This is a genomic window from Ruania rhizosphaerae, from assembly GCF_009805705.1.
Lineage (GTDB): Bacteria > Actinomycetota > Actinomycetes > Actinomycetales > Beutenbergiaceae > Ruania > Ruania rhizosphaerae.
In genome coordinates this window covers 54,732-74,857 of the sequence record NZ_VSMB01000015.1, presented here as the reverse complement: position 1 = coordinate 74,857, position 20,126 = coordinate 54,732, and the positions used below count along the sequence as shown (strand labels likewise).

At 69.6% G+C, this 20,126-nt stretch carries 17 protein-coding genes; 11 read left to right on the top strand and 6 right to left on the bottom strand.

Features of this window, described 5'->3' with window-relative positions; translation table 11 throughout:
- Positions 1 to 88: 88 nt before the first annotated feature.
- Entirely contained in the window at positions 89 to 814 is a 726-nt protein-coding gene (locus tag FV560_RS17370; RefSeq protein WP_159622833.1) for a TetR/AcrR family transcriptional regulator C-terminal domain-containing protein, read from the top strand.
- A 9-nt stretch (positions 815 to 823) separates the two neighbouring features.
- On the opposite strand, the gene FV560_RS17365 is transcribed toward FV560_RS17370, so the two are convergent.
- Positions 824 to 1,066: a DUF3107 domain-containing protein gene (locus FV560_RS17365; RefSeq protein ID WP_159622832.1), complete on the bottom strand. Its 243-nt coding sequence runs from the start codon at positions 1,064 to 1,066 to the stop codon at positions 824 to 826.
- Positions 1,067 to 1,175: 109 nt separating this feature from the next.
- Between FV560_RS17365 and FV560_RS17360 the strand changes: the two genes are divergently transcribed.
- Genes FV560_RS17360 through FV560_RS17345 form a run of 4 tightly spaced genes read left to right on the top strand, consistent with a single transcriptional unit; the run spans position 1,176 to position 9,390 of the window.
- The gene (locus FV560_RS17360; protein ID WP_235020196.1) at positions 1,176 to 2,045 is read left to right on the top strand and encodes a DUF3152 domain-containing protein; all 870 of its coding nucleotides are present in this window, start codon (positions 1,176 to 1,178) and stop codon (positions 2,043 to 2,045) included.
- A 36-nt stretch (positions 2,046 to 2,081) separates the two neighbouring features.
- Positions 2,082 to 5,402, top strand: a complete 3,321-nt coding sequence (locus tag FV560_RS17355) for a UrvD/REP family ATP-dependent DNA helicase (protein WP_159622831.1) — start codon at positions 2,082 to 2,084, stop codon at positions 5,400 to 5,402.
- Positions 5,399 to 8,707: an ATP-dependent DNA helicase gene (locus tag FV560_RS17350; RefSeq protein WP_200837774.1), complete on the top strand. Its 3,309-nt coding sequence runs from the start codon at positions 5,399 to 5,401 to the stop codon at positions 8,705 to 8,707. Before FV560_RS17355 ends, FV560_RS17350 begins: the two co-directional genes overlap by 4 nt.
- 56 nt (positions 8,708 to 8,763) lie before the next feature.
- Entirely contained in the window at positions 8,764 to 9,390 is a 627-nt protein-coding gene (locus FV560_RS17345; RefSeq protein ID WP_159622829.1) for a malonic semialdehyde reductase, read from the top strand.
- A 49-nt stretch (positions 9,391 to 9,439) separates the two neighbouring features.
- Here FV560_RS17345 and FV560_RS17340 read toward each other — a convergent pair whose 3' ends face one another.
- Entirely contained in the window at positions 9,440 to 10,741 is a 1,302-nt protein-coding gene (locus FV560_RS17340) for a macrolide 2'-phosphotransferase (protein WP_159622828.1), read from the bottom strand.
- Between FV560_RS17340 and nudC the strand changes: the two genes are divergently transcribed.
- The gene (gene nudC / locus FV560_RS17335; protein ID WP_159622827.1) at positions 10,740 to 11,660 is read left to right on the top strand and encodes an NAD(+) diphosphatase; all 921 of its coding nucleotides are present in this window, start codon (positions 10,740 to 10,742) and stop codon (positions 11,658 to 11,660) included. The genes FV560_RS17340 and nudC overlap by 2 nt on opposite strands.
- 6 nt (positions 11,661 to 11,666) lie before the next feature.
- Here nudC and FV560_RS17330 read toward each other — a convergent pair whose 3' ends face one another.
- Entirely contained in the window at positions 11,667 to 11,924 is a 258-nt protein-coding gene (locus FV560_RS17330; RefSeq protein ID WP_159622826.1) for a mycoredoxin, read from the bottom strand.
- Between the two features lie 106 nt (positions 11,925 to 12,030).
- On the opposite strand from FV560_RS17330, the gene FV560_RS17325 reads away from it, so the two are divergent.
- From FV560_RS17325 to FV560_RS17315, 3 genes are all read left to right on the top strand, one after another.
- Positions 12,031 to 14,064, top strand: a complete 2,034-nt coding sequence (locus FV560_RS17325) for an ATP-dependent helicase (RefSeq protein WP_159622825.1) — start codon at positions 12,031 to 12,033, stop codon at positions 14,062 to 14,064.
- A 128-nt stretch (positions 14,065 to 14,192) separates the two neighbouring features.
- Positions 14,193 to 14,378 carry a hypothetical protein gene (locus FV560_RS17320; protein ID WP_159622824.1) on the top strand — a complete coding sequence of 62 codons (186 nt, stop codon included), beginning with the start codon at positions 14,193 to 14,195 and terminating at the stop codon, positions 14,376 to 14,378.
- A 132-nt stretch (positions 14,379 to 14,510) separates the two neighbouring features.
- A complete protein-coding gene (locus tag FV560_RS17315; RefSeq protein ID WP_275401918.1) occupies positions 14,511 to 14,879 on the top strand; it encodes a WhiB family transcriptional regulator in 369 nt (122 codons plus the stop codon).
- A gap of 146 nt (positions 14,880 to 15,025) precedes the next feature.
- Here FV560_RS17315 and FV560_RS17310 read toward each other — a convergent pair whose 3' ends face one another.
- A complete protein-coding gene (locus FV560_RS17310) occupies positions 15,026 to 16,027 on the bottom strand; it encodes a hypothetical protein (protein WP_159622822.1) in 1,002 nt (333 codons plus the stop codon).
- Between the two features lie 102 nt (positions 16,028 to 16,129).
- Between FV560_RS17310 and FV560_RS17305 the strand changes: the two genes are divergently transcribed.
- Positions 16,130 to 16,657: a M48 metallopeptidase family protein gene (locus tag FV560_RS17305; RefSeq protein ID WP_200837766.1), complete on the top strand. Its 528-nt coding sequence runs from the start codon at positions 16,130 to 16,132 to the stop codon at positions 16,655 to 16,657.
- A 122-nt stretch (positions 16,658 to 16,779) separates the two neighbouring features.
- On the opposite strand, the gene FV560_RS17300 is transcribed toward FV560_RS17305, so the two are convergent.
- On the bottom strand, positions 16,780 to 18,231 hold the full coding sequence (locus FV560_RS17300; RefSeq protein ID WP_159622821.1) for a zinc-dependent metalloprotease: 1,452 nt from the start codon (positions 18,229 to 18,231) through the stop codon (positions 16,780 to 16,782).
- Positions 18,232 to 18,323: 92 nt separating this feature from the next.
- Between FV560_RS17300 and FV560_RS17295 the strand changes: the two genes are divergently transcribed.
- Complete coding sequence (locus FV560_RS17295) at positions 18,324 to 19,421, top strand: YlbL family protein (RefSeq protein WP_159622820.1); 1,098 nt, start codon at positions 18,324 to 18,326, stop codon at positions 19,419 to 19,421.
- A gap of 62 nt (positions 19,422 to 19,483) precedes the next feature.
- Here FV560_RS17295 and FV560_RS17290 read toward each other — a convergent pair whose 3' ends face one another.
- Positions 19,484 to 20,020, bottom strand: a complete 537-nt coding sequence (locus FV560_RS17290; RefSeq protein ID WP_159622819.1) for a PPA1309 family protein — start codon at positions 20,018 to 20,020, stop codon at positions 19,484 to 19,486.
- Positions 20,021 to 20,126 lie beyond the last annotated feature (106 nt).

The following is a 20,126-nucleotide window of genomic DNA, read 5'->3' as shown; positions in this document are numbered from 1 at the left end:
CGTAGTCTTACGCCGTAAGGCAACCATACGACGTAAGGTTCGTCAACAATGGTCGGGAGTCACTGACCGCGACAGCCAAGGAGGCCGGATGAGCGACGGGAATGCGCGCGCACCACTGAGCCGCGACCGGGTGCTGTCCGCGGCGCTGAGGATCGCCGATGTCGACGGGTTGCAGGCGGTGACCATGCGCCGGGTTGCCGCCGACCTGGAGGTCGAGGCGATGTCCCTCTATCACCACGTGCGGAACAAGGAGGAACTGCTGGACGGGCTGGTGGAGTCCGTCGTCGGAGAGGTTCTGACGGAGGTCGGTCTGGCCGAGGCGGCCGCGTCACCAGCGAGTGGGGACTGGCACGCTTCCCTCAGGCGGCGGTGCCTGATGGCGCGCACCGTCATGGTGCGTCACTCGTGGGCGCCCGGGTTGATCGGGTCGCGGCCGACGATCCCGGCGCCGCTGTATCTGTACTTCGAGGAGATTCTTGCCGTACTGATCGGTGGCGGCTTCACCTACCATCTGGCGCACCAGGCGTTGCACAGTCTGGGGAGCATGGCGCTAGGTTTCGCGCAGGAACTGTTCAACCCCGCCGACTCGGGCGGGCAGGTCGACGAGGGGGCCGCCGAGGCCGAGCTCGCGGCGATGGCCGAACGCCTCCCTCACCTGACGACGATGGTGGCCGCCGAACTGCACGATCACGATGAGGATCCGCTCGGCTGGTGCGACTCGCAGCGCGAGTTCGAGTTCACCCTCGACCTGTTGCTGGACGGGCTGGCCCGTCATCTCCAGACGGGTCCAGTAAGAGATCGCACGGAGAGGTGACGGCGAGGATCAGATGGCGCCGAAACCCACCGGCCGCGGTGTGGGCGCTCCGATCTCGACGAATCCGAGGGAGGTGACCGGCACGACAACCCGGCGCCCCTTGGCGTCGGTGAGGTCCAGGACGGCTGAGGAGTCGCCGTCGGCAGCCTTGTCGAGTGCCTCGTTGACGGCAGCCACGATGGCATCCGCGTCCTCGGAGACCTCCAGTGCCAGCTCGCGGTTGATGTGCTTGACGCCGATGGTGATGTCCACGTTCTCTCCGTGCTCTGTCGGGGCTTTCCCGCGACGGCAGTCCGCGGGAAGGTGATCGGTTCGCTTCTGTGCACCATCGTATGTCCCTCGAAGATGAGACGATGGACTCATGCGCCTCCCGCGTCCTCTTCGCCTCCTCGCGGCTCTGACCGCTACGGGTGGGGTGGCGCTCGGTGTGATGCTCCTGGGGCAGGTGGCCGCACACGCTCCGCAGGTGGACGAATCCGTCGTCGTACGTGCCGACGACGCCAGCCGGAGCCAGCAGCGGCCCCCGGCCCCGGCACCCACGCCGGCCGTGACCCCGTCCGATGCTGCCCCGATCGACCCGTCCGAGCTAGATCCCAAGCAGCCAGATCCCAACCAGTCAGACCCGGCTCCTGAGTCGTCGCCCCCGGCCCTCACCGCCGCAGAGCGAGCAGATCGGGAGGCAGGTGTCCTCGATCGTGAGGTCCCGGCTGCGGGCTCGGGCGAGTTGATCATCGTTTCCGGCGATGACGACGCACCGCGGGAAGCCGAGCGAACGGTCGAGGTGCGGGTCGAGGTGGAGGAGGGGCTGGCCATCGACGCCGAGGCATTCGGTGACTTCGTCATGACCACTCTCAACGACCCCCGTGGGTGGGGGCACCAGGGTGATCTGGTCTTCGCCCGCACCGACGGTGAGGCGGACATGCGGGTGGTGCTCGCCTCTCCCGAACTCACCGACCTGATGTGTGCACCGTTGCGCACGGTGGGGGAGTACTCCTGCGGACGAGAAGGCCACGCGGTGCTCAACGCCGTCCGGTGGTCCAGTGCGACGGACGCCTTCCTCGCGGAGACGACGATCACCGACTACCGGCACTATCTGGTCACCCATGAGGTGGGACACCTGCTCGGGCACCAGCACCGCGACTGTCCTGCTGCGGGAGAAGTCGCGCATGTGATGCAGCAGCAGACGATCTCGTTGCAGGGATGTCACCCGAACGGATGGGTCGCCCCCTGATTCACCGATGTCGGTGTGTCGTGGTGTGATCGTCTCGTGCCTTCGACCACTGCCCTCGTCTCGCGCCTCAGCGGCGCGGCTGAGGCCGCCCGCCATGCCATCCGGTCCGGGGGACACCACGCGGTGTACGGAGCACCAGGCTCCGGGAAGAGCACGACGGCGTCCCTCACCTTGACCGACTGGGTCACCGAGGGCCGGGGCGAGGCTGTGCTGCTGGTGCCGACGCGGCGGCGCGCGGCGCAGGTGCGAGACGAGATCGCGTCCCGGTTGCAGCGGACCTCGGGTTCGGTCCTGGTGCGCACGCCCGCATCGCTGGCATTCGCAATCCTGCGGCTGCGGGCGAGCCACCTCGGGGAGCCGCCACCCACGCTGGTCACCGGACCGGAGCAGGACCAGATCCTCGCCGACCTGCTGGCCGGCCATGCTGCCGGCGACGGGGCGCCGATCGACTGGCCCGCGTCGATCAGCACGGAGACCCTCGGCCTGCGCGCCTTCCGGCACGAACTGCGCGACCTGCTCATGCGGGCAGCCGAGGCGGGGCTCGACGGCGACGGGCTCGCCGCATGGGGCGAGCACTACGGACGGCCGGAGTGGCGCGCCGCTGGGCAGCTGCTGACCGAATACACCCAGGTACTGACCCTCGGCCAGACCACACCCGACCGTGGCGCGCGCTACGACGCCGCCACGATCGTCGACGAGGCGGTGAGCGCGCTGCGCACCTGGGCGCAGACCGTGCCGGAGGTGCCGCGGCCCGGGTGGTCGCTGGTGCTGCACGATGATTACCAGGACGCCACCTTGGCCACGGCGCGGCTGCTGGACACCTGTGCCGAGGACGGCGCCCAGATCGCGGTGCTCGGAGATCCGGACCTGGCGGTTCAGCAGTTCCGGGGTGGGGTGCCGGCGTTGTTGCACACGGCCACATTGCCGCCTGGGCAGGACGGGGCGTGGGGAGCGCAGGCGCATGTGCTTGACCAGGTATGGCGGCACCCGGCTCCGATCCGCAATGCCGTGATCACCTTGACCGAGCCGTTGCCCGTCATGGGTGAGACGCGTCGCCGGCGCGCCCCGGCCGAGGACGGAGCCGCCCAGATCAAGGCGGTGCTGCTGGCCAGTGAGGCGCAGCAGGTCGCTTACATCGCACGCCATCTGCGAGAGAAGCATGTCCACGATGGCGTGCCCTGGTCGCAGATGGCAGTGGTCGTCCGGTCGGGCTCGTTGGTCGGCGCGGTACGGCGCGGGCTGCGCACGGCCGGGGTTCCGCTCGCGATGGCCACCGCGGACCGGCCCTTGCGTGAAGAGCCGGCGGTGCGGCCACTGCTCCTCGCGCTGCGTTGCGCGATCACCGCGGAGGTGGCGCCACAGGATGCGGCGGCGCTGCTCACCTCCCCGCTCGGTGGTCTGGACGCCGTCGGGGTGCGGGCATTGCGGCGTGCCCTCCGGCACCGGGAGCGTTCCGACGGCGGCGGCCGGCTCTCGGAGGATCTGCTCAGCGACCTGTTCTCTCCTGCGGTGCAGCCCGACGGATGCGGCGAGGCGGCTACGGAGTCCGCCGACCTGGTGAGTGCACTTCCGGAGCGGCTCGCTCGTGGGGTGCGCTCCGTGCTGCGGGTGCTGACTGCAGCGGCGGAGGAACTGGCACGCGAGGGTGCCACGGTGGAGACGGTGCTCTGGGAGATCTGGGACTCCACCGGGCTGGCGTCCGCGTGGCAGCGGCGTGCGTTGGCGGGCGGTTCCGGAGGGGACCGGGCGGACACCGATCTCGACGCGGTGATGGCGCTCTTCCGAGCGGCGGAGCAGTTCGTCGACCGCAGCACTCTCGCCTCGCCGGGGAAGTTCCTCGAGTACCTCGCAGCCCAGGATTTCCCAGCGGACACGTTGGCTGCGCACGGAGACGCCGGTGACGCGGTGGCCGTGCACACGCCGGCGGCAGCAGCCGGCGGCGAGTGGGACGTGGTGGTGGTGGCCGGGGTGCAGGATGACACCTGGCCGGACCTGCGGATCCGGGACACGCTCCTGGGGGCGGCGCAGTTGGCCGATATCGCGACCGAACGCCACGTGGCGACCACCGATCGTGCGGGACGGGCCGAGGTGGATGCCTTCCGCCGGGCTCGTCGTGAGGTCTACGAGGGGGAGTTGCGGACATTCGTCTCCGCCTGCTCTCGAGCTCGCCGGGACCTTCTGGTCACGGCCGTGCTCGATACCGACGCCCGGCCATCGGTGTTCGTGGAGGCGTTGCTGCCCGACGACGAGGAGCTCCCGGCGGTGACACCGGTTGCGGCTCCGTTGGATCTGCGCGGGCTGGTCGGGCGGCTGCGGGGTGAGTTGCGACCCGTGCTGGCCGCGGCGGGAGGCGCTGGCGACGATGCGCTCAGTGGTGATGTGCACAGTGACGATGCGCTCGGCGACGCGGGCGATGACCGCCGCGTACGAGCGGCGGCCGCGCTGCTCTCGCATCTGGCCGAACACCACGTGCATGGAGCCGACCCGGGGCAGTGGCCCACGTTCCGTACTCCCAGCACCACCAGCCCGCTGTGGGAGGAGGGGGAACCGGTGACGGTCTCGCCCTCCACCCTCGAGGACGTGACCACCTGCCCCCTGCGGTGGGCACTGACCCGGCACGGCGGACGCCCAGGCGACTCCGCCGCGCAAGGCCTGGGGAACCTGGTGCACGAGATCGCTGCCGAGCATCCTCGCGGTAGTGAGCCGGAGCTGCTCGCGGCACTGGCCGAGCGCTGGCACGAGCTCGATCTGGGGGATGGATGGGTCGCCCGCCGGGAGCGAGAGCGGGGCGAGGACATCATGCGCAAACTGGCGCAATACATCGCCGAACGGGCCGACCGGCCGGTGGCCGCCGAGGTCGAGTTCTCGGTCGACCTCGATGATGGCGGCGTGCGGCTGCGCGGGCGGGTCGACCGCGTCGAGCGCACCTCGAGCGGGCTACGGATCGTCGACCTCAAGACCGGCAAGACACCAGTGTCCAAACCGGAAGCTGAACGTCATCCGCAACTCGGCAGCTACCAGGTCGCCGTCCAGCACGGCGCCTTTGCGGCACTGGCCACCGAGACGGCGCCGGGCGCGTCGGAACCTGGCGCGGACGAGGGTGGCGCCGACGGTGAGGGAGCCTCTGACGGTGCCGCGCTGGTCTACCTCGGCGCCGGGACCAAGAAGGTCTCGCAGCGGGAGCAGCGGCCGCTCGCGGAAGACCCTGAACCGGGATGGGCGGAGGAGACGGTCTTGTCCGGAGCCGCTGCGATGGCTGCCGCGACCTTCGAGGCCCGGCCGAACCCCCGCTGCCGGATCTGCCCGGTGCGGACGTCCTGCCCGGCACAGCAGAATGGCGGGAGGCTCCAGCCGTGAGCATCGTGTGGACCGCAGCACGAATCGCCGAGACGCTCGGGCAGCCGCCGCCGACCGATGAGCAGCAGGCGGTGATCGAGGCGGGCCTCGATCCCATGCTCGTCGTGGCAGGAGCAGGGTCCGGCAAGACCGAGACGATGGCCTCCCGCGTCGTGTATCTGGTGGCCAACGGCATTACTACACCGGGGGAGATCCTGGGGCTGACGTTCACCAGGAAGGCCGCCGCCGAACTGTCAGCGCGGATCCGTTCGCGGTTGCGACGGCTGCAGCGGGCGGGGGTGACGATCGGGGATACGGTGGCCGACCGGCCCAGGATCGCGACCTACAATTCCTATGCGGCGGCGATCGTGGCTGACCATGCCCTGCGTATCGGCGTGGACCCGGATGCCACCTTGATCGGCGACGCCGGGCGCTACCAGCTCGCCGAGGCGGTCGTGAACACCTGGGGTGGGAACATCGAGACTCCCTCGGCCGTGACCACCGTGATCGATGCTGTGGCGGCCGTCGCGGCCGAGCTCTCCGAACATGGCCGGAGCCCGCGCGAAGCCGCGGAGGAGATGCGGCGGATTCTGGTCGAGGTCAGCGAGAAGGAGATCGAGCCCGGATCGCGATCGAAGGGGCCGCTGGAGTCCGCGCGTAAGCTCCTCACCTCGCTTCACACGAGAGTGCAGCTGATGGACCTGGTCGAGGCATTCATCGACCGCAAGAGAACCGATGCTGTGGTCGACTTCGGCGATCAGGTCCGCATCGCCGCGACCGTGGCGACGCAGGTGCCCGAGGTCGGAGCCGCTGAGCGGTCCCGCTACCGGGTGGTGCTCCTGGACGAGTATCAGGACACCTCCGTCGCCCAGGTCCAGTTGTTGCGCGCGTTGTTCGCCGCAGGGCACCCCGTGACCGCCGTCGGGGATCCCAACCAGGCGATCTACGGCTGGCGCGGGGCTGCGGCCGGAACCCTGCTCGACTTCCCGGAGGCATTTCCAGCCGCTGAGGGCGCACCGGCCCGGACCGCGCATCTGTCCACCGCGTGGCGCAACGACCTCGCGGTGCTGCGTGCCGCGAACGTCGTCGCAGGTCCGCTACGGACCGGCGGTGTGGTCGAGCTGCGCCCCCGCCCGGGCGCCGGTGAGGGTGCCGTGCACGCCCGCTATCCCGAGACAGCCGTCGAAGAGGCGGCGATCGTCGCTGACTTCATGCGCCGGTACTGGCGCCCGGACTCCTCTGCTGCCGTGCTGTGCCGACGACGGGTGCAGTTCCCGATGATGGAGCGTGCGCTCCGGGAGGTGGGACTGCCCTGCCAGGTGGTCGGCCTGGCGGGGTTGCTCTCCACTCCCGAGGTCGCGGATGTACGTGCCGCTCTGCAGGTGGCCCACGATCCCGCCCGTGGTGATGCGCTGATGCGCCTGCTCACCGGGCCGAGCGTGAATCTGGGAGCCGCTGACCTGCGGGTGCTCGCCGAGTGGTCACGGGCCCAGGCGCGCGCATGGGCGGAGGAAGGTGACATCGAGGAACCTCTCGCCGAGGCCGATGCCGGCAGCGGTGCGCTGTGGGAGGCCGGCGCCCGCCAGCAGGCAGCTCCCCAAGGCACGGCAGCCGACCGGGCCGACGCCTCGGACGACAAGCCTGAGGTCCTCGAACCGGTGGAACAAGCCAGTCTCGTGGAGGCCATCGACCGCCTGCCACCGCACGCGTGGCGCACCGGGCAGGGGCGCTCACTGAGCAGTATTGCCCGGGATCGGTTGAGTCGGCTCGCGGATCAGATCCGGCACATCCGCTCGCTGACCCACCTCGCCGTCCCTGAGCTGGTGACGGCCACCGAGCAGGCCCTCGATCTCGATATCGAGGTGCTCGCGACCAGCGGCGGATCCGCCGGCCACGCGCGCCGCCACCTGGATGCATTCACAGCCGCGGCCGCAGAGTTCGCCCACAGTACCGACGCCCCGAGCCTCGGTGACTTTCTCACGTACCTGGACGTCGCTGAGGACGAGGAACGCGGCCTGGAGGTGGAGGAGGCCGAACCCGATCCGCACGCCATCCAGGTGATGACCGTGCACGCCGCCAAGGGTTTGGAGTGGGACACGGTGGCCGTCGTGGGGATGAATGTCGGCGACTTCCCGTCGTTCACACCACCTCCGGCACCGGGCAAGCCGTATACGGGCAGCGGGTGGCTCAGCGGGATCGCCTCGCTGCCGTACTCCCTGCGCGGAGACCACGCGTCGCTGCCCGAACTTGACCTGGCTGCCCCCGCGACACACTCCGGAGTCGAGGAGGCCATCGCCGAGTTTCGCCTGGCCGAGGGGCAGCGCTTGCTGAACGAGGAACGGCGGCTTGCCTATGTGGCGCTCACGCGTGCCCGCCACCACCTCCTGCTCACAGGCTCCTTCTGGGGTGAGCGCAAGTCCGTCAACCGCCCGTCGCCGTTCCTGGAGGAGGTACTGGCTGCAGGTCTGGCGCACACCGGTGGCGCGTGGCCGGCGACGAGCGAGCATGAGACGAACCCGGCCGAGGACGACATCACCACAGCCTCCTGGCCGGCTCCGCCGTCCTGGACGGGCGAGCGACTGCTGCAGTGGTGGGACTCTGTGGCACCGCGGCGCGATGACGCGGACGATGTGCCCCCATCGCTGCCAACCGAGGTGCAGCAATGGTGGCGAGAGGCCGAGCTGCTGCTGGCTGAGCGAGAGCAGAACCGGATTCTGACGGCGGATCCGCCGGCACACTTGTCCGCGTCCGCAGTGGTGTCCCTCGCCCAGGACGCCGAGGCGTTCCGCCGCGCCCGCCGCCGCCCGGTTCCCCTCCGGCCGAGCGTGCACGCGCGCCGCGGTACCCGGTTCCATGCCTGGGTGGAGCAGTACTTCGGCAGTCGCGCCCTGATCGACTGGGAGTCGTTGCCCGGGGCTGAGGATGAAGGCGGTTCCGGGGACGACGCTGCTCTGGCCGAGATGCAGCGAGCGTTCCTCGCCAGCGAGTGGGCGAGCCGCACTCCGGTGGACGTCGAGGTCGATATCGAGACGCCCGTGCAGGGGGTGATGATCCGGTGCCGGATCGACGCGGTGTTCACGGCAGGACGCGGTGTCCACATCGTCGACTGGAAGACGGGATCCCCGCCGCACGACCCGGAGTCCACGCGAGCGCGGCAGATGCAGCTCGCCCTGTACCGGATCGCGTGGTCCCGATTGCACGACGTGCCACTGACGGAGGTCCGCGCCTCGTTCTACTACGTGGCTGAGGACGTCACCGTCAGCGGCGATGACCTGGGTGAGGAGGACGTCGCCGCGGTGCTGGGTGGGCTCTCGATCCGTTCGTGAGAGAGGTCACGTTCGGATTCAGGAATGTCATTGAATGCTCAATAGTTTTCGCCGATATGAGCATCGATACGACGACCCGACCCTTTCCGCACCTCAGCCTCGAGGCCGAGACGGCCGACCGGCTCTTCCTCGAGGCTCGCACCGCCCGGGAGTTCGCGGCCGCCGACGTCGCAGACGAGCAGATTCGCGCAGTCTACGATCTCGTCAAGTACGGCCCCACAGCCATGAACACGGTGCCGATGCGACTGCTGGTGGTGCGCAGCGAGCAGGCTCGCGAGCGCCTGGTCACCCATATGGCCGAGGGCAACAAGGAACGTGTCGCCACCGCGCCGCTGAGCATCGTCATCGCTTACGACCCGGCTTTCCATGAGCACATGGACCGCCTGTTCCCGCACGTTCCTGGAATGCGCGACAGGCTTGCGGGCAATCCTGACCAGCGGTCGGCCATAGCCCGTGACAATGCCCTGCTCCAGGCCGGGTACCTCATCGTCGGCCTGCGTGCGGCCGGGCTCGCGACCGGGCCGATGAACGGGATGGACCACGCCGGTATCGACGGTGAGTTCTTCACCGAGAACGGGTGGAAATCTCTCATGGTCGTCAACGTCGGGACGGCCGAAGGCACAGGTACCTCCCACCCGCGCGGTGAGCGATTGAGCTTCGACGTAGCCACTCAGACCGTCTGAGCATCCCCACTGTGCCCGCTCCGGTGTGGGCCGACGATGGACCGAAGCGTCAGGTCAGCGGAGGAAGCTGCACGGTCGGCGTCTCGTCATCTCCGCGCCTGGCCGGACGTTCGTCGCCCACCCGGATCTCCGCACCCGCCGGCTCGGGCGGGTCGTGGTGCTCCTCACGCAGTGCCCGCAACTCGCTCAGATCACCCGTCTCGGCATCGTCTCCGACCAGTACGCCGGCTCGATGGCCGGTGGAGTCGCCGGCGTCGATCGCCTCGTCGTGGTCGTCCTCGCTCCACTCCTCCTCGCCGATCGGCTCGGTCAGGACCGGCTCCACCTGGCCGAGCGGGGGAGCGTCGGCGACATCCTCCTCGAGCTGGCGCAGCATCTCGATCGCCTCATCGATCACACGGCCGTCCCGGGCGCGTACTCCGTACATCAGCCAGCGCACCAGGGCGAGTTCACCGGCCAGGACCGCACGGTCGGCGAGGTGGTCATCACCGCGTTCGGTGCGTGCCAGGGAATAGGCCTCAAGGATGGAGTCCAGTGACTCCTCCGGTGCGGCTGCCAGCAGCCACGCCAGGTCGTCGGCAGGGTCGGCCACCCGGGCGTCGGACCAGTCGAGGATCGCGACGACGTCACCATCGGCCACCAGGACGTGCTCGGCGGCCAGGTCACCGTGCACCGGCGTGGCCCGGAAGCGCCACAACGTCACGTTCTCCAGCGCATGCTCCCACCGCCGTAGCAATGCCGAGGGCACGTATCCGGTCTGGGCAGCCTCATCGACCTCGGAGAGCCGGCGGCGCCGGTAGGAGTCGGCGTCGTAGACCGGCAGCCCGGCGTCGCCCACGACTGTAGCGTCGAGCTCGTGCAGCGAAGCGATCGCGCGCCCGATCTGCGCCGCCAGTCCAGGGCCTGGGCGAAGGGAAGCGAGGTCGAGGGGCGTGCCCTGCAGCTGGGGGTAGACCATCGCCCGTCCCCCCTCGGGCAGGGGAGCAAAGCCCGCCGGGCGCGGTACGTCGAAACTCAGGGCTCCGCCGTCCACAGCCGCTGCCAGCTGCTTCAGCAGCGACACCTCACCTTCCAGGGCGGCACCGGCGGAGGCCCGGCGCGGGGCGCGCACGATCCAGCGGCGGCGGGAGGCGTCCAGCACGCCGACGACATCGAAGTCGGCACCCGGGTTGCGCGGTGGCCGCGTGGCCACGATGTCCAGGCCCGGGATCGCGACGGTCGCGAGCGCAGCGAGGGCGAGCGGGGAACGAGGAGTCTCGGGCACATGCTCACGGTAGGCCTCCTCGGGCGCGGTGGGCCGGTTGATCGTCGGCGCGTTGCCCGATCGCCGTGTGTGCCAGGCTGACAGCATGGATTCCGATCTCCTTCCCCTGGCCCGGCCCGGCATCGATCGTGACGCCCGCCAGCGCGGGAGGCCCGAGCTGATCGGCGAGCTACGTGCACAGGCCGGTACTCGGGTGGTGCACGTGCGTGAGGGCCGTGTGGCTGCAGCCAGCCAGCCCGACGGCGTCCCTCGGCTGGCCCTGGACGTCACGGCCTCCGACCGGTCGCTGTGGTTCTATCTCGGTCGAGACGAGGAGACGACCTATCTTGCGGCCGTCGAGGAGGCGTCGGAGCAGACATCTCGTCGCACCGATGACCCGCAGGGAGCCGGCAGTGCCGATTACCTCAACATCCGCGATATCGGGTGGCAGCTTTCCGGCCGGGACGCCTCACTGGCAGCGACAGCACTGGCCATGGCGAACTGGCATGCGACCCACCGGTTCTGTCCGCGTTGTGGCGCTGCCACCGAGATCATCGACGCCGGATGGGTCCGCCGGTGCCCGGTCGACTCCTCGCAGCACTTCCCGCGCACGGATCCGGCAGTGATCATGGCGATCACCGATCCCGACGACCGATTGCTGCTCGGCCACGCGACTCACTGGCCCGAGGGTCAGTACTCAGTACCTGCTGGGTTCGTCGAGCCGGGCGAGTCGCTCGAGGCGGCAGTCCGGCGTGAGGTTCACGAGGAGACGGCGGTGCGGGTGGACGAGGTCACCTATCGAGCCAGTCAGCCGTGGCCGTTTCCCGCGTCCCTGATGCTGGGTTTCCGCGGCCGTACGCGGGACCGTGAAACCGACCCGGACGGCGTCGAGATCAGCGCCGCTCAGTTCGTGACGCGGGATGAGGTCACGCGGGCGTGCGCGAGCGGATCGATGCGACTGCCGCGGCCGACCTCGATCGCGTGCAGCCTCATCGAGGAGTGGTTCGGCGGGCCGTTGCCGCGGTGACCATCGTCACGGAGCCAGGCGCGCGGTGACCTCTGCCAGTGACGGATTGGTCGCCGCAGTACCGTCCGGGAAGACGACCGTGGGCACCGTCCGGTTCCCGCCGTTGACCTGCTCGACGTACGCGGCCGCATCCGGGACCTCCTCGATGTTCACCTCGGTGAAGGCGATTCCGGAACGGGTGAGCTGGCCCTTGAGACGATGGCAGTAGCCGCACCAGGTCGTGCTGTACATCAGGACGCTGCCGGCTTCAGGTGTGGTGGTCATGGCCGGAGCAACCCCGGCACCGGCTGGGTTGTTCCTGACGATGCCGACCGGGGCGGTTGTGGACCGGTCACGTCACTGTCGGTCCCGGCTGTCACAATCGAGGGCGATGACAGACCCGGACCAGCTCCTCGAGGCACTCGACCCCGACCAGCGTGCCGTGGCCGAGCAGCTCACCGGCCCGGTGTGCGTGCTCGCGGGCGCCGGCACGGGAAAGACACGAGCGGTCACCTACCGGATCGCGCACGGCGTGCACTCCGGGGTGTACAACCCGCAGACCGTGCTCGCCGTCACCTTCACCGCCCGGGCGGCGGGGGAGATGCGCACCCGGTTGCGTGATCTCGGGGTGCCGGGTGTGCAAGCCCGCACGTTCCATGCGGCCGCGCTTCGTCAGCTCTCCTACTTCTGGCCCAGTGCGATCGGCGGGGGTGTGCCGCGGATCATGGAGCACAAGGCCCCACTGATCGGTGAGGCTGCCGGGCGTCTCGGTCTCTCGGTGGACCGGCTGGCCATCCGTGACCTCGCAGCCGAGGTCGAGTGGGCGAAGGTCTCGCTGGTCACTGCTGACGACTACCCGCGGGCCGCCGCCGCGTCCGACCGTAGCGGGGTGGCCGGATTCGATCCCACGACCATCGCGCGCTTGTTGTCGGTCTACGAGGACGCCAAGACCGACCGGAACGTCATCGACTTCGAGGACGTCCTGCTGCTGACAGTCGGCATCCTGGCGGAGCGTGCCGACGTTGTCGAGAGGGTTCGCCGGCAGTACCGGCACTTCGTCGTCGATGAGTTCCAGGATGTCTCCCCGCTGCAGCACCGGCTGCTCGAGCTCTGGCTCGGCGGACGGGACGACGTGTGCGTGGTCGGGGACGCGGCCCAGACGATCTATTCCTTCACCGGCGCCACCCCCCGGTACCTCACGGAGTTCCCACGCCGGTACCCGGAGGCGACCGTGGTGCGCCTGGTCCGCGATTACCGGTCCACGCCGCAGGTGGTCTCCCTCGCCAACTCCGTCCTGGCTGGTGCCGGCCGTTTCCGGTCGGCAGCCTCGGTGGAACTGCAGGCACAGCGACCCTCCGGTCCCGCGGTGCGATTCGTGGCGCACGACGACGATGAGGCCGAGGCGAGCGCGGTCGCGGCTCGGGCGGCCGAGCTGATCCGCAGCGGCGTTCCCACCGCCGAGATCGCTGTGCTCTACCGCACCAATGGGCAGTCAGAAGCGTACGAACAGGCGCTCAGCCGTGCCGGGATCGGATACCTGGTGCGAGGGGGCGAACGGTTCTTCTCACGAAAAGAGGTGCGGGACGCCGTCGTGCTGCTGCGCGGGGCGGTACGCAGCCAGGGTGAGACGCCACTGCCGGAGGCAGCACGGGATGTCCTCACCAGTGCCGGCTGGGCACCGGAGGCCCCCGCTGCCCGTGGAGCAGTACGGGAGCGGTGGGAGTCGCTCAACGCGCTCGTGCAACTGGCCGACGACCTCTACGCCGCCAGGCAGGCCGACATGGGTGAGCTCGTCGCCGAACTCACCGAACGCGCCGCCGCTCAGCATGCCCCGACCGTCGACGGCGTCACCCTCGCCTCGTTCCATGCCGCGAAGGGGTTGGAATGGGACGCGGTCTTCCTCGTCGGAGTCTCGGACGGCCTCCTGCCGATCTCCATGGCCGAGACCGAGGACGCCGTCGCCGAGGAGCGGCGGCTGCTCTATGTCGGGATCACGCGCGCCCGCGAGCATCTCGAGCTCTCGTTTGCCCGGTCGCGCAACGCCGGTGGACGAGGCACCCGCAGACCCTCACGGTTCCTCGATGGAATCTGGCCCAGCGATGAGCGACCTGCGCGTCGTCGCCGGGGTAAGGCAGCTCGCGCCGAAGCGCTCGCCTCCTCGCTGACGCTGGAGGACGCTGACCCGGAGGTGTTCGACCGGCTCCGGACCTGGCGAGCCGCGACGGCGCAGAGCCTGGACCGGCCGGCGTTCACGGTGCTGCACGACAGCACACTCGTCGCGATCGCCGCTGCCCGGCCCACGCACATGCGTCAGCTCGCGATCTTGCGGGGAATCGGTCCCACGAAGCTCGAGGCGTATGGGGCCGAGATCCTCGCCGTCGTCCGCGACGATGGAGGGTCCCAGGCCCCCGGCGATGGGGCCTGAGAAAGAAATCTGAAGAAACTTCGAAAAAAGACTTGGGCGTTCGTGGATGGCGTCGTAGTCTGAATCCCGTTCCGAGACAGCAGAGCCGTCGCCTAGCCAGCGAGAAGCGGTTCCCGAGGCCTGAGGAGGTGAGCGCAGTGGAGATGAAGAACCTGATCAGCACGCCGATGATCGACGTCCGGTCTGGCAGCACCTGCGCGCTCACCATGGCGCGCCCCCGCGCTGCTGCCGGCGTGATCGGCGGGAGTGGCATCGATACCGGTGCCAACTCCCTCGGCGCGCCCGCCCCCGGCTCCGTCCCGGATCTGAACTGACACCACTCCTGTCGCAGATCAGGCCGCGGAGCCCAGCACGGGTCCGCGGCCTTACTCGTTCCTCGAGGTCCACCTCGGCGAGTGAAGCCCGGTCCCATTCCCGGCTCACCCACCATGCCTCAGGAGCATCTCGTGCAGTACACCTCAGTTCTCGACCATCTCACCCGTGGTGGTTCGGCGACTGGCTGGAACTTCCCCTCCACTTCCGTCGACCTGACAGCCACCGACGACCAACCCCTGCCTTGCCAGGACACCTCCACGCAGGACCTCTGGTTCGCTGAACGCACCGATGAGGTCGAGCGGGCCAAGGCTTTGTGCGCCTCCTGCCCGCTGAAGGCCGAATGCCTCGCCGGAGCTGTGCAACGGCGTGAGCCGTGGGGTGTCTGGGGTGGGGAGGTCTTCGTCGATGGGGAGATCGTGGCGCGCAAGCGTGGCCGCGGCCGTCCCCGTAAGAACGACCCGCTCGCGCCGTCCGCCTCACGCAGCACCTCTGCTGCGTGAGGCGGGCCGCCACGCCCGCTTGCCGGCATCCTCGACCAGCCCGTCGGTGGGGCCGGGTCGCCGCGTGCTTCATGGGCGCTGGAGGCGACTCGCACAGCTCGGGGGTAGCTGACTTCGGCTCGCAGATGGCCCCGCCCTCGCCAGGGTCAGTCGCGAGCTCGCACCAGCGTCGCGGACGTGCAGCCGCATTCGGGATGGGGGTGCCACCGGCGCTCGACCGGAACCGGCTCCCACGCTGTCAGTTCCAACGTCGATCCGTCGACCAGGACCTTGCGACCATCCGCGTGCGCGAGCAGCATCTGCGCCGCCAGCGCCGCACCAGCCCAGGCCAGCGACGTCTCCGGGCCAGCGGGCACCCGGGCTGCAGCCTGCGTGGCCACCGCAGGCCATCGGTCGTCGTGCTCACACCGGTAGAGATCCAGGCATCGCGTACAGACGCTCAGACCTGGCCGTACCAACGGCCCGACCGTGAGTCCTAGCTCTCCGACGACGACGCACAGGTGCGTGACGTCCTCTCGCATCAGCGCTCGCACCGGAACCGGGTCCACGACGTCCCGGTGCACCAGCACCACGAGATCAGGCCGAATCCCCTCCGGTGCACTCACCCGCAGGTGGGGTGCGGCGGTACGAAGGATCGACAGTGCTGCACGCTCGCGCGGATGGCCGACATCCCGCGGATGATAGAGGCCGGGTGAGACGTCCTCAGGCCGGACCCGTCCGCCGTCACGCACGAGGACGGTGCCGACGCCGGCCTCGGCGGCGATCAGTGCCAAGCGCAGCCCGAGGCGGTCCATCCCGCGCACCTCCACCACCGTGCCGGACCGGTCGGCGGGTCGCTCGACGCCGGAGGCCGCTGCCCGGTGCCAGTACGCCGCGTCCGGTCCTTCGTCGCACCCGTGGGGGCGATCGGTGAGGAGGTTCGCGGCCCGCAGCCGCTCCACCAGGCGCTGGATCTGCCGACCTGGCAACCCCAGCTGGTTGCCACGTTCGCGCAGGACCGACGCGTCGAGCGCACGGGGGACCTCCTCGACCAGTCGTTGCTCGGCGTCGCTCAACCCCTCCAGCACGACGGCGCAGCGCGGATCGATGCCCAGTTGACTGACCCCTGGCTGCCGCCAGAACACTTCGAACCCCGGTCGTAATCGCATCCTCGTCCTCCTCGTTGCGAGCGTTGCACACGAGGAACGAGCGCGAAGGCTTCTCACCCGAACCTGTGGATAAACCGGGAGGGGCTGTGCCAGGCTGGCGATGTGAGAGGTCGTGAGCAGGCGCGCGTGGTCGACGGCGTCACCGTCCTCGTGCGACGCAGTAGCCGACGGCGCAAGACCGTCTCCGCTTACCGGGAGCACGGTCGCACGGTTGTCGCCATCCCTGGCCGGTTCAGCCGGGCTGAGGAAGAAGCCTGGGTGCGCCGGATGCTCGCCCGTCTGGCCGCAGGCGACCGCCGTCGGCGCCCGGACGAGGATGCTCTCACCCGACGTGCTCGTGAGCTGGCCGAGCGATACCTGGATGAACGTGCCGTGCCGACTTCGGTGACCTGGGTCGACAACCAGGGCTCACGGTGGGGATCCTGCACCCCGGAGTCCGGCACCATCCGGATCTCCGACCGGGTGCAGGGCATGCCCGGGTGGGTGCTCGACTACGTGCTCCTGCACGAACTGGCCCACCTGATCGAAGCCGGGCACGACCAGAACTTCTGGGCACTGCTCGAGCGCTACCCGAAGACAGAACGCGCTCGCGGGTTCCTCCTTGGCGTCACCCACGTCGAGGAGAACTGAGCGCGCCGGGGGACGTAGGCGGGCCCGTCGTCACCTGGGCACCTGACACAGGTGTGACAGTCTGACCTATCGCTGGAGCTGGCTGACGGTGTCGCTCGGCCGTGAGGGTGTCAGACGGTCGTTCAACGCGGGTCTGGGCCGCCCTCGTCGCCCTCGTCGCTGCGGTTGTCCGGGTCGCCGCTGTCGTCGGGGTGATCCTGTGCCGGCGGGCTCTGCTCCGGCCGTTCCTCGCCGTCGAGCATGGCGGCCAGGGCCGCATCCATCTCGGAGTCGGCGATCGCCTCCGCCGCACGTTTGGTGAGGAATTCCCCTGGTGCGTCCAGATCGGTATCGGTCGGGAACACGTCCGGGTGGGACCACAACCTGTCCCGGCCCTCGACGCCTTGGTCGCGTGCCACCAGCCCCCACAGCGTGGCCGCATCACGGGCGCGGCGCGGGCGCAGCTCAAGACCGACCAGAGAACGGAAGGTGTCCTCTGCGGGGCCACCGGCGGCACGCCGTCGGCGAAGCATCTCCCGCAACGGGACGGCATGCGGCAGGTGCGGTGCAACAGCAGCCGCCGTCACCTCCTCCACCCAGCCCTCGACGAGCGCGAGTGCCGTCTCGAGGCGCAGGAGTGCACGCTCCTGTGCCGGAGTGCGTTGCGGGGAGAAGATGCCGCCCGAGAGGGCGTCCCGCAACTGCTGCATATCCGTCGGGTCGATGCTCCGGACGGCCTCTTCCATCTGCTCGAGGTCGATCTCGATGTTGCGGGCGTACTCCTCGACCGCACCGAACAGATGGGAGCGCAGCCACGGCACGTGGGTGAACAGGCGGGCGTGGGCTGCCTCCCGGACGGCGAGGAAGTGCCACACCTCCTCCTCCGGAGCGTCCAGCCCGTCCGCGAAGGCGCTCACGTTCGCCGGCACCAGTAGTAGCCCTGGTTCGGGCAGCAGGGGAAGACCGACATCGGTGCCCCCGAAGACCTCCCTGGCGAGCGTTCCTGCCCCCTGCCCCACCTGCATCGCGAAGCTTGCGGCACCGAGGGTGCGCATCATGCCTGACAGGTCGATCCCGGCCATCGGCATCGCCGCGCCAAGTCCGTCCTGGCCGGCGTCGATGGTAGTTGCCAGGGCCTCGGCCACCGATGTTCCGACTGGCTCGGCCACCGCTCGCCAGGTCGGCAACGTGCGCTCGACCCATTCCGCACGTGAAGCCGCGACGGCCTTGCCCCCCGACGGCGGTAGTTCTGTCGCGGCGTCCAGCCACAGGTCGGCCACCGACAGCGCCGTACGGACCCGCGCGGCGTCGGCTGAGCTGACGCTGGCGTCGCCGCTGGCGTGGGCGGCCTGACGTGCGACATCCTTGGCCATCCGCCAGTGACTGTCGGAGTCGTTGCCCGAGGCCATCAGCTGTTGCATCTGTGCCATCGCAGCCTGCACCTGCGCCGGATCGGTCGGCATCCCGGCACCGGCGAGCTGCGCCGGATCGATCCCGCTCGCCTCGAACGCTCGCATCGCCTCCTCGGCGCCCTCGGCCCCCAGCAACTGCTCGAGCATCCGGCGTAGCTGTTCCCGCGCGTTCTCGTCGGCCATGCCTCACGGTAACCACACCGTGCTGTATGCGGCACCGTCGATGTGGCGCCTTTCGCTCAGGGCGCACCCGCCGACCGTGGATGATAGGGGGCATGTCTGCGACGGGAACGCCCGAGGGGCCGCGTGTACTGGATCGGATCGGGACGCGGTCGATCACGATGACGATCTCCGGGTTCGCCACGCTCGGGCTGCTGCTGCTCATGCTTCTCACACCGGTGCCGTACGCAGTGCAGGGTGCCGGCCCCACGTTCGACGCGCTCGGCGCACTCGAGGAGACCGAGCTGATTACCGTCTCCGGTGCGCAGACGTACCAGACGAGTGGGCAGCTGCTGCTGACCACGGTGACCACCGCCGGCGGGCCGGGATTCCCGGTCGATGCCGGAAGCGTGGTGCGGGGATGGCTCGACCCGGGACGCCGGGTGCTGCCCGTCGAAGCCGTGATCGATCCGGACGTGACCGCCGAGGAGCAAGACCGGCTCGCCCAGCAGCAGATGAGTTCGTCTCAGGAGAACGCGACTGTCGCAGCCCTGACTGCCCTCGGGTACGACGTGCCGGCCGAGCTGACCATCGTCGGGGCCGATCCGCAGCTGGGCGCGGACGGGATCGTGCGTGAGGGAGATGTGCTCACCGGTATCGCTGTGGGATCGGAGCGCACCACGGTGACCACCTATCAGGAGCTCGCGGAGGTGCTCGCTGCGACGCCGGGTGGAACGCCGGTCCTGCTGGAGGTCGACCGGGACGGCGAGACCACGGATCTGGAGATCGTCACCACCGGCAACGGGGACGGCGGCAGCGTGCTCGGGGTGTTCCTCGACGCCGAGTTCAGCTATCCGATCGACGTGCACATCCAGATCGACAACGTCGGCGGCCCGAGCGCCGGCACGATGTTCGCGCTCGGGATCATCGACGAGCTCACCCCGGGGGAGATGACCGGGGGGCACGTCGTGGCCGGTACCGGCACGATCAGCCTGGAGGGCACGGTCGGCCCGATCGGCGGGATCACGCTGAAGATGTATGCCGCCGAACGCGACGGCGCCGAGTACTTCCTGGCTCCGGCCGCCAACTGCGCCGAAGCCGCCGAGGACATCCCCGACGGCCTCCACGTGGTCAGCGTGAGCACACTGGAGGAGGCGAGGGACGCCGTCGAGGCCATCGGCGACGGTCAGACGGACGGCCTGCCCTCCTGTTGACGGAATCGCTCGTCGATTTGGCGGCTTGAGAGCCGCCAAATCGACGAGCGATTCCGTTCTCGTTAGGCGAGTGTGGCCGAGAGCGCCTGCGCGAGGCCTGGTACTGCCTCCGGGCCCCCACCGACGGCGTCATCGGAGTCGTTCGCTCGCGAACGCAGGGCGCACCAGGTCTCCCCGGTGCGCAGCACCCCGACGGCGATGCGGACGTCCTGCCGCGCGGGATGGGCCATGAGGAAGGCGAGCCCTTCCTCCGGGTCCTGCGGCATCTGCGCCTCCGCTTCCGGGGGCACGACCATGCGCTCGACCACGATCGCCGCACCGTCGACAGTCTCCGGCCACGCCAGCTGGGCCAGTAGATCCTCCAGAGTTGCGGCCTCCGGCAGACCGTCCTGCTCGATCGAGGTGAGGTGTTCGGGATCCTCACCGGCTCCGGCGGGGAGCTCGTGGGCCAGCTGGGGGCTGGTGGCGAGGATCTGGCTGGTCCGCACCAGGGAGAACACGGCGATCTCGGCATCCCAGCCACGGCCGGCGACGTGCCGTTCGATCTCGGTGGTGGCCACGGCGAGGGAGCGGGTACGTGCGCTCAGCTCAGACGTCATGGTTCCATGGTCGCAGGCGGGTGCAGGTATGCGAAACTTCATGGACGGCTCATGCGTTGGTAGCAGTGAGGGTCCGTACGTGGTCGTGCCCGGCCGCCCCGGTCCT

What these genes read in the sequence shown, in the direction of transcription:
- FV560_RS17290 (WP_159622819.1), bottom strand. Translation starts at nt 20,020, where the DNA reads ATGACGTCTGAGCTGAGCGCACGTACCCGCTCCCTCGCCGTGGCCACC.
- FV560_RS17340 (WP_159622828.1), bottom strand. Translation starts at nt 10,741, where the DNA reads ATGCTGTCAGCCTGGCACACACGGCGATCGGGCAACGCGCCGACGATC.
- FV560_RS17300 (WP_159622821.1), bottom strand. Translation starts at nt 18,231, where the DNA reads ATGGCCGACGAGAACGCGCGGGAACAGCTACGCCGGATGCTCGAGCAG.
- nudC (WP_159622827.1), top strand. Translation starts at nt 10,740, where the DNA reads ATGGATTCCGATCTCCTTCCCCTGGCCCGGCCCGGCATCGATCGTGAC.
- FV560_RS17310 (WP_159622822.1), bottom strand. Translation starts at nt 16,027, where the DNA reads ATGCGATTACGACCGGGGTTCGAAGTGTTCTGGCGGCAGCCAGGGGTC.
- FV560_RS17330 (WP_159622826.1), bottom strand. Translation starts at nt 11,924, where the DNA reads ATGACCACCACACCTGAAGCCGGCAGCGTCCTGATGTACAGCACGACC.
- FV560_RS17360 (WP_235020196.1), top strand. Translation starts at nt 1,176, where the DNA reads ATGCGCCTCCCGCGTCCTCTTCGCCTCCTCGCGGCTCTGACCGCTACG.
- FV560_RS17325 (WP_159622825.1), top strand. Translation starts at nt 12,031, where the DNA reads ATGACAGACCCGGACCAGCTCCTCGAGGCACTCGACCCCGACCAGCGT.
- FV560_RS17345 (WP_159622829.1), top strand. Translation starts at nt 8,764, where the DNA reads ATGAGCATCGATACGACGACCCGACCCTTTCCGCACCTCAGCCTCGAG.
- FV560_RS17370 (WP_159622833.1), top strand. Translation starts at nt 89, where the DNA reads ATGAGCGACGGGAATGCGCGCGCACCACTGAGCCGCGACCGGGTGCTG.
- FV560_RS17295 (WP_159622820.1), top strand. Translation starts at nt 18,324, where the DNA reads ATGTCTGCGACGGGAACGCCCGAGGGGCCGCGTGTACTGGATCGGATC.